Origin of the sequence: Streptomyces sp. NPDC057702, from assembly GCF_042799315.1 — a bacterium.
GTDB lineage: Bacteria > Actinomycetota > Actinomycetes > Streptomycetales > Streptomycetaceae > Streptomyces.
On record NZ_JBHVJC010000005.1, the window covers coordinates 39,714 to 53,015 of the forward strand.

Genomic DNA, 13,302 nt, shown 5'->3' on the forward strand with positions numbered 1-13,302 from the left:
CACCTCACGCCCCGCCCACCTCACGCTCCGGCCTCCGCCGCCGCCTCGGCCTCGGCGATGCGGTGCCTGGCCTCGGCCCAGTCGATCGGCAGGGTGTCGGCGGGGGCCGTCCAGAAGACGAACCGGGACCGGCGGGTGACCGCGCCCAGCTCCCGCATGATCGAACGGTGCGGTTCGGCGCGGGCGTAGGCGTGCACGGCTTGTTCGTTCTCCCAGGCCGACAGTGTCCAGAAGACGCCCCGGAGGGGCTCGGCGACCAGCGTGACGCCGAGCGCCCCCGGGGCCTTCCTGGCCTGCCGCAGGGCGAGCAGGGACTTCCAGAAGAAGCGCGGCACCTGCGCCCGCGAGCGGAGCTCCAGCCGGGAGGCCATGACGACGGCCCGGGTGGCGGGGTCGGGGGTGGCGGCGGTGATCCACGGCAGAGTGGGCATGGCGGTTCCTCGATGTGGGGTGGTGGACTGCTCCGACTACAGTAGGCAGCAGAACTATCTACTACGGATAGTGGCACTGCCTACCAGTGCCTGCCAGTCGAGCGGGGCGCGATGCCGAGGAGAACGACGTGAAGATGTCCGAGCTGAGCCGTCGCAGTGGGGTGGCCATCCCCACGATCAAGTTCTACCTGCGGGAGGGCCTGCTGCCGTCCGGGCACGCGACGGCTACCAACCAGGCGGACTACGACGAGGACCATCTGCGCCGGCTTCGGCTGGTGCGCGCGTTGATCAGCTTCGGTGGGCTGTCCGTGACCGCCAGTCGCGAGGTGCTGAACGCGATCAGCGAACCGCTCGACCTTTACCACACGCTCGGCGTCACGCACTACGCACTGGGCTCGCCGGTGGCCGACACCGGCGCGAGCCCCGGCACGGGCGGCGCCGACGCGGCCGGCGCGGGCGAGGACTGCGCGGCGGAGGCGGCGGCACTGGTGGAGCGGATGGGGTGGACGGTCAGCGACCAGTCCCCGGGCCGGGCGGCGCTGGCCGCCGGACTGCGCGCGCTGCGCCGGGTGGACGCCAGCCTCGGGGCGGACGAACTGGCGCCCTACGCCGAACTCGCCGAGGCCACCGCCCGCCTGGACCTCGACCATCTCACGGGCATCGACGACCGCATCGACGTCGCCGAACGCGCGCTGGTGCTGACCGTCCTGCTCGAACCGGTCCTGGCCACCCTGCGCCGGCTCGCCCAGGAGAACGAGGCGATGCTGCGCTACCCGAGTCAGCCAGCGGCGCCCGAGCGGGACCCGGAAGCCCCGCACGCCCCGCGCGCCGGCGGGAGCGACCCCACAGGCTCGGGCTCCCACCGCTCGGCCTGACCACCCGCGCCCCGCGCGTACCCCCGCACGCCCCTGCGCGCCGGCGCCGCTCCCCGGGCCAGCCCCCTCCGGGGCACGCCACCACCCGCTCCCGGGGCGGGGCTCAGCGGCGGCCGAAGAACTCCAGCTCGGCGATGGCGACACGCCGCTTGGGGCTGCCCCCGTACGCCGCGTCGATGGTCACCCGCACCCGGGAGACGTCCGAGCCGCGCACGTCGAAGGTCTGCTGGCCGGGCTGGTCCCTGAGGTTGACCGCTTGGGTGGTGCGCTCGCCCCGCGCGTCGAAGAGTGTGACCGTCAGCTCGGCCGGGCGGGCCTGGGCCAGGAACTCGTCCTGGTTGACCGAACCGCCCGCGATGACGAGCAGCTTCCGCAGCCGCACCGGCTTCTCGAAGGTCGTCTCCAGATACTGCCCGGTGGCCGGGCCAGTCTCGGCGGGCGCCCAGTAGCGGTTGGTGAAGCCGTCGAAGGCGGCGCCCGCGCGGTGACCGGCGGCCTCGCTGGAGGCCCGGCCGGCCTCGGGTCGCAGCGCCTCCGGTGTACCGGTCCGGTCCTGGGTGAAGGTGAGCGCGTCCGAGAGCTGGGAGCGGGCGAAGTACGCCGCGCCCAGGAGAACCAGCAAGGTCAGCGGCAGCGCGAGCCGTGGCCGGGACCACGTGCGGTGGCGGGGCCGACTGCCGGCCACCAGCACCCGGTCCGGGTCCCGCCCGAACAGCCGCCGCCACCAGGGCAGTTGACGCCGCCCAGACGACGGGTTCGCGGTGGCGAGCTCCGCGCCGCACCGCAGGCACAGCCGGCGTTCGTACGGATTGTCCGCCCGGCAGCGCGGACAGGGCCGGCCGCTCGCCGACCCGCCACGGCCGGCCGCCGGCGGCGGCCCGGGGTCGGCGGACGCACCCACCCGGTGGTCGGGTCCGACCTCGTCCCCGTCGCCGACCCGGTCCCCCGGGCGCCGCGGCGCCACCGGCTCGGACGCCGGCCGTGCCGCCTCGGGCGGCAGCGGCGGGCGCGGCGGGCGAAGTCTGGCGGGGCCCGCCCCAGGACGTACGGGCCGCGCCGGCGCCGCCGGGCCGTCGGGCGTCGAGCCGGACGACGGCCCGGGGCTGGAGGTGGGGCCGGGGTGGACGCTGGGGCTGGGTCGAGAGTCAGGACCCGGCGTACGCCCACGGCCGGACCCGGGGCCGGGTGCCGGCTGGGCACCGGGCGACGGGTGGGGAGCAGGGCCGGGTGCTCGCTGCGGGGCGGGGCCGGGCGACGGCTGGGGGTCGGGCGTTCGCCACGGGGCGGGGTCGGGTGGCGGTTGGGGCCCTGGCGGGGGCCCGGGTGTCGGGCGGGCGCCCTGCCCGGGTGGCGGGCCCGGCGGTGGACCGGCCTCCGGCCCGGAGAGTGCTGCTGCGCCACCGCGCGATGGCGGGCCGGCGGCCGGTGGGGGCGCGCCGGGCGCGGGGCCGGTGGGTGGGTTGGGGGCGTCGGAGCCGGGGGGTGGCGCGGGGGCGCGCGGGGTGGTGGCCGGTCCGGACGGGGCCGGTGACGTGGTCGGCGGCGGCCCGGGCCGGGCCAGGGGCGCCTGTGGTGGCGCGGGCGGGGTGGCCGCGGGCGGAGGAGTCCGCGGCGGGGTGGCCGGTGGGGGCTCGGGGTGGGGCGGGGGTACGGCGGGAGGCTGGCCGGCGCCGCCGACGGGGGCGCCCGTGTCGGCGCGGCCCGTACCGGTGTGGCCGCCCATGGACTCGCCGGCGTGCTCCCAGTCCAGGAAGGCCCGGCAGGAGGCGCAGAACCGGGCGCCCGGCTCGTTGCGGTGTCCGCAGTCGGGGCAGGTCATGTCGGGTCCGTCGAGGCGTCGCTGGGCAGGACCTCCACCGCGTACCCGAGGTGCGCGGGCACCTCGGCTTCGACCAGACGCACCAGGCGGGCCCGGTCGAAGCCCGCCGGGTCGGCCACCCGCAGCCGGACGCGTACCCAGGGCGGCGCCGAGCCGGGCAGCGGGCCGCCGGAGCCGACCGCCCAGGTGGTGGCGCCGCTCTCGGTGATCTCGGGTTCGACTCCGGTCTCCACTCGGACGGCCTCGGCGAGCCCGGCGCGGGTGCCCCGCCGCCGGTGGCGTACGACGGCGCCGGCGACCACCGCCCGGCGTTGGTCCTCGGGCCGCTGTTCGTCCGTGCGGGCCGCGACCCAGCCCGCCATCCAGGTCACGAAGTCCTCCGGGGCGGTGCGCGGGTGCAGGTAGGCGGGCAGGTTGTCCAGGGTCAGCAGGACGGGGGCGAGCACCTCGTCCAGCGCGCCGAGGAAGCGCAGCAGGAAGTCCTGGTCGAGGTAGACGGCGGGGAGTTGGTCGGCCAGCGGGTGCGGGGTGGGCAGTCCTGGTATCGCGGCGCGCATCGTCAGACCTCCAGGACCCGCAGTTGGTGTGCGAAGCTGAACACCAACGCGTGCTCGTCGAGGATGATCTTGTTGGTGGGGTCGGCGCGTTCGCCGGTGACCGGGTCGGCGGGGAAGAGCAGCACGTCCTCGATCAGTTCGACGCCCGGCAGTCGCTGCAACACGGCGTACACCTCTCCCGCGTGCACCGGCCGTCCGAAGGGCCAGCCGTCGCCCTCGGGGCCGCCCGAAAGCGGGTTGAAGTAGCCGTAGAGGGCGGCCAGGCCGGCCTCGCGGAGCTCCTCGCCCGCCGCGCCCCGCCGGGCCCGCACCGCGGCGACGACGGTGACGCCCTGGTAGTAGGGCGACTCGACGTGCAGCCTGGCGCCCAGCGGGCGGCGTTCGTCGAGGTGGGCGGCGATCATCGCGAGCGTCTCGGGTGGCGGGGTCAGCTCCTCGAAGCGCACCCGGCCGCGCTCGTCCCCGCGCCCGGCCGGCACCACGAGCAGCCGTACGCCGCCCGCGTCCGCGTCCCGCTCCACCCGCCCGTCGGCGCCCTCGCCCGCCAGCTCCCCCGCCGCCACGCAGTGCACGCGGGCCACATCGGGCGCGGCCTCGCGGGCCAGTCGCTCGTAGTCGTGGGGCACGACGGCCCGGTGCAGGGTGGCCAGGGTCAACGGCCCGCGCACCCGGGCCTCGTCCACGCTCTCGCCGTCCACGCCGCCCAGGGCCGGGCGGCGGTTGTCGACGCGCGCCACGTACGGCATCGAGCTGCGCAGGATACGCAGGGCGTGCCGGGCGACGTTGCCGCGCCGCCCGCCGCCGGTGCGGTAGCGGCGCACCCGTACGGTGCCACCCTTGGGCGGCACGGCGCCGAACAGCCGTAGCGAGCCGTCGTGTTCGCGTACGCCGGGGCCGAAGTCCACTCGCCCGGAGTTGGGATCCAGGGTGATGTGACGGTCGTACGCGGTGGAGTGGGCGAAGTCGTCCACGCGGGTCCACTCCACCCAGCCGGTGCCCTCGGCGACCTCCACCACGAAGGGTTCCTCGCTGGGCACCACCGGTGGCCTGGCCACCTCGAAGCTCTGCCCCGGCACGCCGTCGCAGACCCCGATGACCTCCTCGGTGACGGTCTCGGCGTGACTGGCCTCGACGGTGCCGCCGATGGTGAACGCGGTGATCTCCCGGACGGTCGGCGACGCCACGTAGGTGGGCTGGCCCGGCGCGGCCGTCAGCAGCCGACAGCGGATCCAGCCCGCGGTGTGCCCGGCCACCACCGACGCGAGGTGGCCCGGCGGCAGGTGCACGATCACCTCGCCGGCCTTGTTGAAGCCACCCGTGTCGTCCTTGTCCACCTCGCAGGCCACCCACGCGCCGCCGTCCCACGCCTCCCACAGCAGCGGCGGGCGGCGCGGGTCCACTCCCACCCCCTCGACCCGGCAGTCCAGCCGCAGCACCACGACACAGGCCGGCGCGGGCTGGGATAGGCCGACGTACAGGCAGTCGCCGGGGCGCGGGGTGGCGCCGAAGCAGCGCACGTCACGGCCGAGCGCCAACTCCTCGGTGCCGTCGGCGACCTCGCCCTGGGCCGGCCAGGTCGCCAGGTGGGCCAGCGAGCACGGCACGACGGGCAGGTCGGCGCTGGTGGTGAAGACCACGGACTCCTCGGCCTCGGTGCGCACGGTGGCCACCTCGGTGCCGGCCGGGACGCGTACCGGCTCCGGCTGTGGGGCCGAGAGCCAGAAGGTGACGTCGGTCCGGGCGGCGGTGGGTGGGTACAGGCGGACGCCGATCAGGTCGAGGAAGGCCAGGTAGTTCTTGTCCGGCACCCGGTTGAGCCGGTAGACGAGCTGGTCGACCATGGTGGCGAACGCCTCGATGAGGGTGACACCGGGGTCGGAGACGTTGTGGTCACTCCACTCCGGGCAGCGCTGCTGCACCAGCCGCTTCGCCTCGTCCACCAACCCCTGGAAACGTCGGTCGTCCAGGTTGGGGCTGGGGAGCGTCATGTGCCCTCCTCGTGCCGGGGGATCACGTAGAACGGGAAGACCAGGTTGCGCGGGTCGTTGGCGCCGCGTATCGCGTAGCTGATGTCGATGTAGAGCACACCGTCGTCGGCCTCGTCGAAACGCACCGCCACGTCGGCCACGTCGATGCGTGGCTCCCACCGCTCCAGGGCAAGGCGTACCTCGTAGGCGAGTTGGCCGGCGGTGCCCGCGTCGGCGGGGGCGAAGACGTAGTCACCGAGCGCGCAGCCGAACTCGGGGCGCATCGGCCGCTCGCCGGGCGCGGTGGACAGGATCAGCCGGATGGACTCGGCGATCTCCTGCCCGCCGTGTACCAGGGCGATGCCGCCGGTGGCGTCGGTGCGGGGCGGGAAGGCCCAGCCGGCGCCGATGAACTGCTGGACCATGGTCAGCCTCCGATCAGGACGGTGGGGCAGCCCGCGACGATCGGGGAGCCGCAGCCGGCCGCGTCGCCCACCCGGGCGGCGGGGCGGCCTCCGACGAACACGCCACGGCTGCCGGGCGGGCGCAGCGGGGACGGCGGGTGCGCGGCCGGGGACGCGCACTGGTGCGGGGTGCCGACGGTGGCCGCCGGGCGCCCGCCGATGAGCACCGTGGGCACACCCGGCCCGCCCACCACGCCCGGGTGGCCGGTCGGGTCGCCCACGCGGGCGGCTGCTGGCATGTGCGCTCCTCCCCTTCGGCACGGGACGGGTCGTGGTGGCTCCGGTGGTGGCGGGACGGCCTGTGGCGGGACCGGCTGTCGCGGGTCGGGTTGTCGCGGGGCTGGCTGTCGCGGGGCTGGCTGTCGCGGGGCTAGTTGATGCGGACGAGGGGGGCGTTGATGGCGACGGTCGAACCGCCCTTGACCTCCGTACGGTTGCCGGCGTGGACCGCGATCTGGTTGCCCCGCACCTCGACGGAGCCGCCGGTGGCGAGCTTGAGTGGGCCGTTGCCGCCGTTGACGCGCACCCCCTCGCGGGCGGTCAGCCGCACCGCGTCGCCGGCCAGTTCCAGCGCTCCCTTGCCGGCGTCCAGCGAGAGTCCGTCGCCGGCCCTGATGGTCACCCGTTGGGTGGCCTCGATCTCCACGGTCCCGTCGCTGTGCAGCACGATGGTGGTTCCCTTGCGGTCGAGGTTGATGCTGAGCTTGCCGTCGCCGGTGACCAGGCGCAGGCCCTGCGGGCCGTTCGCCGCGTCGAGGAGTTCCAGCTTGTTGCCCCCCTTGGAGCCGAACGCCCGCCTGGTGACCGCCCCGGTGGTGGGGTCGACGGCGCCGCCCTCCCCGGGCGCGCCACCGGCCGTGCCACCCTGGCCGCCGCCCGCGCCGCCGCCTGTGCCGGGCTTGTCCTGGCCGTTGTAGAGCGCGGCGAGCACGTACGGCCGGTCCATGCGGGCCTGATCGAAACCGACCAGCACCTCGTCCCCCACCTCGGGGATGAACGCCTCGCCGCCACCGATGCCGCTGGCCTGGGCGGTGCGGGCCCAGTCGCTGGCGTACTCGTCGGACAGCCACGGGAAGCGGACCCTGACCCGGCCCAGGCTCTCCGGGTCCTTGGTGTCGGTCACCGTCGCGTTGACCAGGCCGGCGCGGTGGGCGCCGGTGACCCCGCCGCCGGCCGGGCCGCCGGCGAGCCCGTACAGCGAGCGTTCCTGCTGGCCGGAGACCGTCAGCCAGGTCTCGTAGCCGCGTACGGCGTCGAAGACGTGCCGGGAGGAGGTGACGGTGTAGCGGCCCTCGAAGGGCTTGCCCACGCCGGCCAGGGTGACGGCGGCGCCGGCCCGCACCGCGGGGTTGCCCCGGATGACGGCCTCCAACTCGGCGAAGGAGCCCGCGATCCGCTGGGCCAGCGCCCTGGCCGCCTGGTCCACCTCGGCCTGGCTGCCGTAGGCGGCGTCGGTGGCGACGTAGGTGGCCTCGCCGAAGGGCTGGGTCGCCTGTGCCGCGGTGAGCCCGAGTTCCAGGGTGGCCGCCGTACCGGCGTCGGCCCGGCCGACCAGCGGCTGTTTGGCTCGTACGTCCCAGCCGCGCACCTCGACGGCGGAGACCTGTTCGGCCGCCGAGACGGCGGCCCGGCAGCGCAGCAGGTTGTCCCCCATCTCCAGGACCAGGGGGTTGGTGTCGGCGCGGGCCCCGGTGTCGGGGGCGCCGCCCGCCTCGGTGGGCTTGGTGACGTGGAGTCGCCCGTCGCGTACCCACGCCTGCGCGCCGGCGCTCTCGGCCAGGGTGCGGATGAACTCCCAGTCGGTGATGTTGGGTTGGGCCACGTGTTCCAGGACGGGGCCGGCCACGTCCACGGTGCCGGGGCGCAGCTTCGCGCGCTGGGCCACGCGGGCGACGACGTCGGCCAGCGTCATGTTCTGGTAGCTGGCGACGCGCCGGCCCCGCAGTAGTCGGTGCGACTCGTCCAGACCGCGTACCACCGTGAACGTGCCGGTGTCGTCGATGTCCACCTCAAGAGCGGTGACGTGCCCGCTCAGCAGCGGGCCGGAAGCTCCCTCGCCGGCCTGGGCCAGCAGCCGCACCGGGGTGCCGATCGCCAGGCCCGCCTGTTCCAGGAGGACCCTGCTGGGGTCGCGGAAGCGCAACAGGAACAGGTCGGGCAGCGTGCGGCTGTCGTCGACGTACGCCTCGACCAGCGTGTTGGCCCACGCGGCGGGCAGCGGGCGGCCAGCGACCTCGACCACCAGCGTCTTGGCGACACTGTGGCTCACCACGGGCCCGCTCCCGCCGACGCGTGGCCCGGCAGCGCGCCGGGGGTGGGCGCGGGGCCGCGCCCCGCCAGGGCCCGGGGCGCCGAGGCGAGCTGTCCCGGTGGCCCGCCGGCGGTCGCCGACCCGCTCACCGGCGCGGCCTGGGCGGGGGCGTGCCGTCGGGACAGTTCGTCGGGCGCGGGCAGCAGCAGTTCGCGACCGTCGGTCAGGCGCATCGGGTCGTCGATGTCGTTCGCCTCGGCGATGACCCGCCAGGCCGTGGGGTCGCCGTACTCGCGCCAGGCCAGTTCGGGCAGCGTGTCACCGGTGCGCACCTGGTGCACGCGGCGCGCGTGCAGCGCGCCGGAGGTCGGGTTCTGCCCCGGGGTCTCCCCGCTGATCTCCTCCATCGTCACCTGGCACACGGCCCGGATGGGCACCCCGGAGGTGGTGAACAGGGTGTACTTCACCTGGACCTGGCTCAGATAGCCGGGGAAGCCGGTGAGGCCGCCCCAGTGGAAGATCACCCACGGGGGCGACGAACGCCGCTGCTGTCGCGTCTCGCTGGTCGGTACGCAGCAGGCCAGCAGCTTCTCCACCGAGGTGACCACGCTGGTGTCCTGGGTGTCGCTGGCGTCGAAGAACATCTCCACGGTCAGCTTGCTGGGCTTGGGACCCTGGTACTCGGGCGGGCCCGCGCTCTTGGCCCCCTTGGCCGGACTGCGCTTCCAGGCCGCCGCCTTGGTGAGCGTCAGCTCCTTGGGGTTGAACTGGAAGTCGATCCGCCCCGCCGGCCCGCCCGGGGTCAGGCTCCCGCCGGGTGGCGGGGTGCGCATCTCCAGGTACGCGTGCTCCAGCTTGGGTCGCGCGCCGCCGCCCCCGCCCGCGCCACCGGTGCCCGCCGCGCTGAACGCCACGGCCCCGCTCATCCCCTCCCCCCGTGCCGGGTGTGTGGGTGGGTGTGGCGTCGGGTGTGCGCCTGGCGGGGTGGCTGGGGGGTGGTCCGGGTGTGGGTGTGGGTGTGGGTGTGGGTGTACACGCGGGTGTGGGGGCGTACACGAGTGTGGGGGCGTGTCCGGGTGCGGGTGTGGTCGCCGGGGCGGGTCGGGGGGTGTGTGCGGGTGCGCGGGGTGGTCACCGCTCAGCCCTCCATGACGTAGCCGTGGTGGGCGATCTCGATGGTCTCGATGGCCACCTTGGGTGACTCGGGGTTGAACGAGGGGCCGGTCCAGCGGACCGGCACCACCTCCAGCAGCCCCCACTGGGCGACCTTCACCCCGTCCCCGGTGCGGGCCTCGATGTGCGCGGTCTTGCGCTTGAACCCGCCCGTCATGCTGGCGAACCAGCGGGCCACCTTCTCCGTCTCGCGGGTCAGCGGCCGAGACAGCTTGACGTTGGAGTACTTCAGTCGGGTGGGAAGCTGCCACAGGTGGCCGTTGTTGCCACCCTCCTCGCGCTGTTCGAGCACCACCTCACACCCGAGGCCCTCACACGTGTTGAAGGAGCCCAGCTCGATGCCGTCGATGGTGACGACGAAGCACACGGTCACCGCCGGGTCGTCGGTCACGCTCATGCCGTACCTCCCTTCCCTGTCTGCTTGTCGGCGCCTGCTCGGCGGTGTCCGCGCGGCGGTGTCCGGTGCGCCGCCGCCCGGCTCACCACTGCTGGTCGGCGCACCACTGCTGGCTGGTTCGTCGGTGACTCGTTTGTCGGTGTCTGGGTCGTCGGTGTCTGGTTCATCGGTGTCTGGTCTCGATCAGGTAGCCGGCCCGTTCGCGCTCCAGCCGCAGTTCGGCCCGAAGCAGTCGGCTCAGCGGCGCGAACAGCGCCCGCACCAACTCGTCGGTGACGGCCGGGGCACCCGCCTCCCGGCCCTCGGTCGCTGACCGCCCCCCGGCCGGATCGGCCTCGGTCGAGGGCTCGTCGCCGCCCGACCCGGGTTCCGGGTCGGGTTCGGGTTCCGGGTCGGGCGGCGGGTCCGGTGGTGGTGGCTCGGCCGGTTCGGCGTCCCGCCCCACGGCCACCGGCAGCGCGGAGGAGGGCTGGCGGAAGACGACGGAGCCGTCGGCCGTCCGTCGCGCCACCCCGGCCGCGACGGCGACGGCCCCGGCGTCGAGCGGCGCCGTGCCCAGCGGCCCGACAGGGGCCGGCGCGTGCCCGGGGCCGGCCGCGCCCGGGGCGGACGCGGCGGCGCGTCGCGGCGCGGGCGGTGTACGAGGCGGGCCGGTGGGTGTCGGCGTGGGGCCGGTACGGGAGAGAGTCGGCCCGGCCGGCGTCGGCCCCGTACGCGTCGGGCCTGGCTCGCCGCGTGTCCCGCCCGACCCGTCGGCCGGCGGTCCGGCCCACCGCTGCACCCCGACGGCCGACCCACGCGCGGCGGCTCGGCGCGGCGCGGGTGGCGGGGCTAGCTCGGTGTCCGGCTCCGGCCACCGTACGGGCACGGCGTCGTCCGCCGCCGCGGGGGACGCCTCCTCCAGCGCCTCCCGGGCCGTGTCGGAGAACACCGGCACCGAGCGCTGTGCCACCAGCGGCGCCACCACCTCGACGGCCGGGGCCGGCCCGCTCGGCGCGGGCAGCGCGGTGCCGTCGGCCGAGGCCGGCCGCACCGGGACCGGAGCCCGCTGGACGGCCTCGGCCCGGGGCCAGGAGCCGCCGCGTGGCCGCGAACCCGCCGCGAACTCCCGCGCCACGCTCGGCCGCGCGCCCGACTCCGCCGCGCGGGCCACCGAGAGCGGCGGCCCGACGGCCGGCTCAGCCGGATACTCCGGTGGGCCCGTCTGGTCCTCCGCGGCCGCCCGCGAGACCAGCGGATCGGTGCCGAGCAGCGGCCGGGCCGCATGCGTGTCGGCCTCCGGCTCGACGACGGAGGACCGGGAGGCCGCGAACTCGGCGGCGTCGGCCCGCACCGGGGCGGGCCCGGCGGTCAGGGACGGCGACGCGGGTTGGTCGGGTGGCGCGGTGGGTTGGTCGGGGAGCGGGTCGGCTCGGTCGAGTGGCGGGTCGGACACGGGACCAGCCGGAGGTTCGCCGGCGGCCGGTCCGGTCGCGGCCGGCTCCGGCGACGGAGCTGGGCCGCTGGTGCTCGCCACCGGGGTGCGCTGCGCGGTCGGTGGCAGCCCGGCCAGCGGCGCGCCCAGACCCGTACCGCGCGCGCCCGCGCCCGTACCCGCGTCAACAGCGGGCGGCGGCCCGAGGGACGGCGAGCGCTGCACACCGGCGGAGCGCGGCGTACTCCCGACGCTGGTGGGTGCGCCGGGCGGGGCCGTGCCAGGGTCGGGCACGGGCTCGGGCTCGGGCGAAAGGCTGGCCACCTCCCGTACCCACCCGGTCTCCAGCGGGTACGCGGAGGTCAGTGGCCGGGCCGACCAGCGTTGCAGGGTCACCCGAGGTCCGGCCGGGCTGTTCGGGCCGGCCGCCAGGTGGTCTGCCATCGCGGCGTCCTGCCCCTCCTCGTGTCGTCCGGTCGCGGCTGCCCGTGTCTCCCCCGAGCCGGGCACGGGTGGGTCGGGCTCGGCCGGTGTGGCCAGGCCGTGGCCGAGCCCGGTGGGCGCGTCGGGGGTGACGAGGTGGCCGAGGGGGGAGGTGAGTGAGGCGTCCTGCCAGGTGCCGAGGGACGCCGGGAAGGATTCGACGTCTGCGACCAACGGGGCCTCGTTCAGGGTCCGTTGCAGTGGCGGCAGCTCGCGCCAGCCCTGGCCGCCACGCACCGTGTCGGCGGCGCTCGAAGAGTCGGCGGACGTCGGGTCGGCCGGTCCGGCCGCCGCCTCGCCCCCGGCCGGGGTCGCCCGGCCACCGCCCGACCACCTCGACAGCCATCCCATCAGAAGCTCGCCCCTCTCCGCCGCTCGGCGTGGTTCACTGCCCGGCCAGTCGGGCGATCTGGTGCGCGTAGCGGAGTCGGTCCGCGTGTTCCAGATCGAGGATCTGGTCGAGCGACCAGTGGAAGTGGTAGGCGAGGTACGCGACCTCTTCGTGCATCCGGTCGGTCGCGTACGTCACGATTCCCCCAGGCGACCACCGCCGGCGAGGTCCACGGCGAACGAGTCACGGCAGGAGGGGCAGGTCACCGACGCGCGGGTGTGCCCCTCGGAGTTGATACGGCGATAGAAGTCCTGGAGGAAGGCCAGGTCGGAGGCGAACAGATCCTCGACCACGCCCGGGTGGACGTCCTCGACCGTGCCGAGCCGCACCAGCACCCGGGAGATCAGCACCACGGACAGGTACGCGCGGTTCTCCCGCACCCGGTCGTCTCGCAGCGGGACCAGCTCGTCGCGCGCGGTCGCCAGTCGCATCACCCCCGCCCGGTGCACGGTGCCCGACTCGTCCACGTACCCACGTGGCAGCTCGAACCCGAACTCGGTACGCAGCCCCCCGGCCCGCCCGCCGGGCTCCTCCTCCCGGCGGGCGACCGGGTCGGCGGATTCGACGGCCGGGGCGGTGGCCGCGCTGGTGCGCCGGCGCATCACTCGACTTCGATGCTCTCGAAGGTGATGGCGAGCTTCTCGGTGAGGACGGAGGTGTCACCCGCCTTGAGCGCGCTGATCTCCAGCGTCTTGGGCCAGGCGTTGATGAGCTTGTACCGCTTGATCGGGATGCCCTCGTAGTCGTAGACGATGATGGAGCCGTTGCGGCGGGCGTTGTTCATCCGCCCGAAGCGCGAGTCGGTGATCCACCGCTCGAAGCTGTTGTCCTCGGTCAGCCCCCGGGTGACGGTGACCTCGCCGGCCTTGGGGCGGCCGGGCAACTTCTTGATGGCGTACTTGCCGTCGGCGGTGTTCTGCTTCAGCTCGATGACGTCCTGTTCCATCTTCAGGCCGGAGACCTCGGTGATCTGCCGGATCAGCACACTGTCGAATTCCAGGCCGAAGGAATGCCCGACGGAGCTGTCGAGATCGGGCAGCGGCATAACAGCCTCCTTGAGTCAGTCGGTCGCGGGCCGGG

At 75.3% G+C, this 13,302-nt stretch carries 14 protein-coding genes; 1 reads left to right on the plus strand and 13 read right to left on the minus strand.

Annotation, left to right across the window (positions count from 1 at the left end):
• Positions 1 to 20 precede the first annotated feature (20 nt).
• Entirely contained in the window at positions 21 to 431 is a 411-nt protein-coding gene (locus ACFVFR_RS04825) for a DUF3291 domain-containing protein (protein ID WP_383698146.1), read from the minus strand.
• A 134-nt stretch (positions 432 to 565) separates the two neighbouring features.
• Between ACFVFR_RS04825 and ACFVFR_RS04830 the strand changes: the two genes are divergently transcribed.
• Positions 566 to 1,306, plus strand: coding sequence for a MerR family transcriptional regulator (locus ACFVFR_RS04830; protein ID WP_383698402.1), 741 nt, complete (start codon positions 566 to 568; stop codon positions 1,304 to 1,306).
• Positions 1,307 to 1,409: 103 nt separating this feature from the next.
• Here ACFVFR_RS04830 and ACFVFR_RS04835 read toward each other — a convergent pair whose 3' ends face one another.
• The 12 genes from ACFVFR_RS04835 to ACFVFR_RS04890 all read right to left on the minus strand — a co-directional run bounded on the left by ACFVFR_RS04835 (position 1,410) and on the right by ACFVFR_RS04890 (position 13,267).
• Positions 1,410 to 2,207: an NADase-type glycan-binding domain-containing protein gene (locus ACFVFR_RS04835; protein ID WP_383698147.1), complete on the minus strand. Its 798-nt coding sequence runs from the start codon at positions 2,205 to 2,207 to the stop codon at positions 1,410 to 1,412.
• Between the two features lie 914 nt (positions 2,208 to 3,121).
• Entirely contained in the window at positions 3,122 to 3,682 is a 561-nt protein-coding gene (locus tag ACFVFR_RS04840; RefSeq protein WP_383698149.1) for a phage tail protein, read from the minus strand.
• Positions 3,683 to 3,684: 2 nt separating this feature from the next.
• A complete protein-coding gene (locus tag ACFVFR_RS04845) occupies positions 3,685 to 5,670 on the minus strand; it encodes a putative baseplate assembly protein (protein ID WP_383698151.1) in 1,986 nt (661 codons plus the stop codon).
• Positions 5,667 to 6,074 (minus strand): GPW/gp25 family protein, encoded by a 408-nt coding sequence (locus tag ACFVFR_RS04850; RefSeq protein WP_383698153.1) that lies wholly within the window; start codon positions 6,072 to 6,074, stop codon positions 5,667 to 5,669. The genes ACFVFR_RS04845 and ACFVFR_RS04850 overlap by 4 nt, the downstream gene beginning before the upstream one ends.
• Before the next feature lie 2 nt (positions 6,075 to 6,076).
• Positions 6,077 to 6,352: a PAAR domain-containing protein gene (locus tag ACFVFR_RS04855; protein WP_383698154.1), complete on the minus strand. Its 276-nt coding sequence runs from the start codon at positions 6,350 to 6,352 to the stop codon at positions 6,077 to 6,079.
• A 131-nt stretch (positions 6,353 to 6,483) separates the two neighbouring features.
• Positions 6,484 to 8,385, minus strand: a complete 1,902-nt coding sequence (locus tag ACFVFR_RS04860; RefSeq protein ID WP_383698156.1) for a VgrG-related protein — start codon at positions 8,383 to 8,385, stop codon at positions 6,484 to 6,486.
• The gene (locus ACFVFR_RS04865) at positions 8,379 to 9,290 is read right to left on the minus strand and encodes a peptidase M23 (protein ID WP_383698158.1); all 912 of its coding nucleotides are present in this window, start codon (positions 9,288 to 9,290) and stop codon (positions 8,379 to 8,381) included. The genes ACFVFR_RS04860 and ACFVFR_RS04865 overlap by 7 nt, the downstream gene beginning before the upstream one ends.
• Before the next feature lie 212 nt (positions 9,291 to 9,502).
• Positions 9,503 to 9,934: a phage tail protein gene (locus tag ACFVFR_RS04870; RefSeq protein ID WP_383698160.1), complete on the minus strand. Its 432-nt coding sequence runs from the start codon at positions 9,932 to 9,934 to the stop codon at positions 9,503 to 9,505.
• 163 nt (positions 9,935 to 10,097) lie between these two features.
• Positions 10,098 to 12,182 (minus strand): hypothetical protein, encoded by a 2,085-nt coding sequence (locus ACFVFR_RS04875; protein ID WP_383698162.1) that lies wholly within the window; start codon positions 12,180 to 12,182, stop codon positions 10,098 to 10,100.
• Positions 12,183 to 12,216: 34 nt separating this feature from the next.
• Entirely contained in the window at positions 12,217 to 12,360 is a 144-nt protein-coding gene (locus ACFVFR_RS04880) for a DUF6760 family protein (RefSeq protein ID WP_383698164.1), read from the minus strand.
• Positions 12,357 to 12,824, minus strand: a complete 468-nt coding sequence (locus ACFVFR_RS04885) for a hypothetical protein (protein ID WP_383698166.1) — start codon at positions 12,822 to 12,824, stop codon at positions 12,357 to 12,359. The genes ACFVFR_RS04880 and ACFVFR_RS04885 overlap by 4 nt, the downstream gene beginning before the upstream one ends.
• A complete protein-coding gene (locus ACFVFR_RS04890) occupies positions 12,824 to 13,267 on the minus strand; it encodes a phage tail protein (RefSeq protein ID WP_187061354.1) in 444 nt (147 codons plus the stop codon). Before ACFVFR_RS04890 ends, ACFVFR_RS04885 begins: the two co-directional genes overlap by 1 nt.
• Positions 13,268 to 13,302 lie beyond the last annotated feature (35 nt).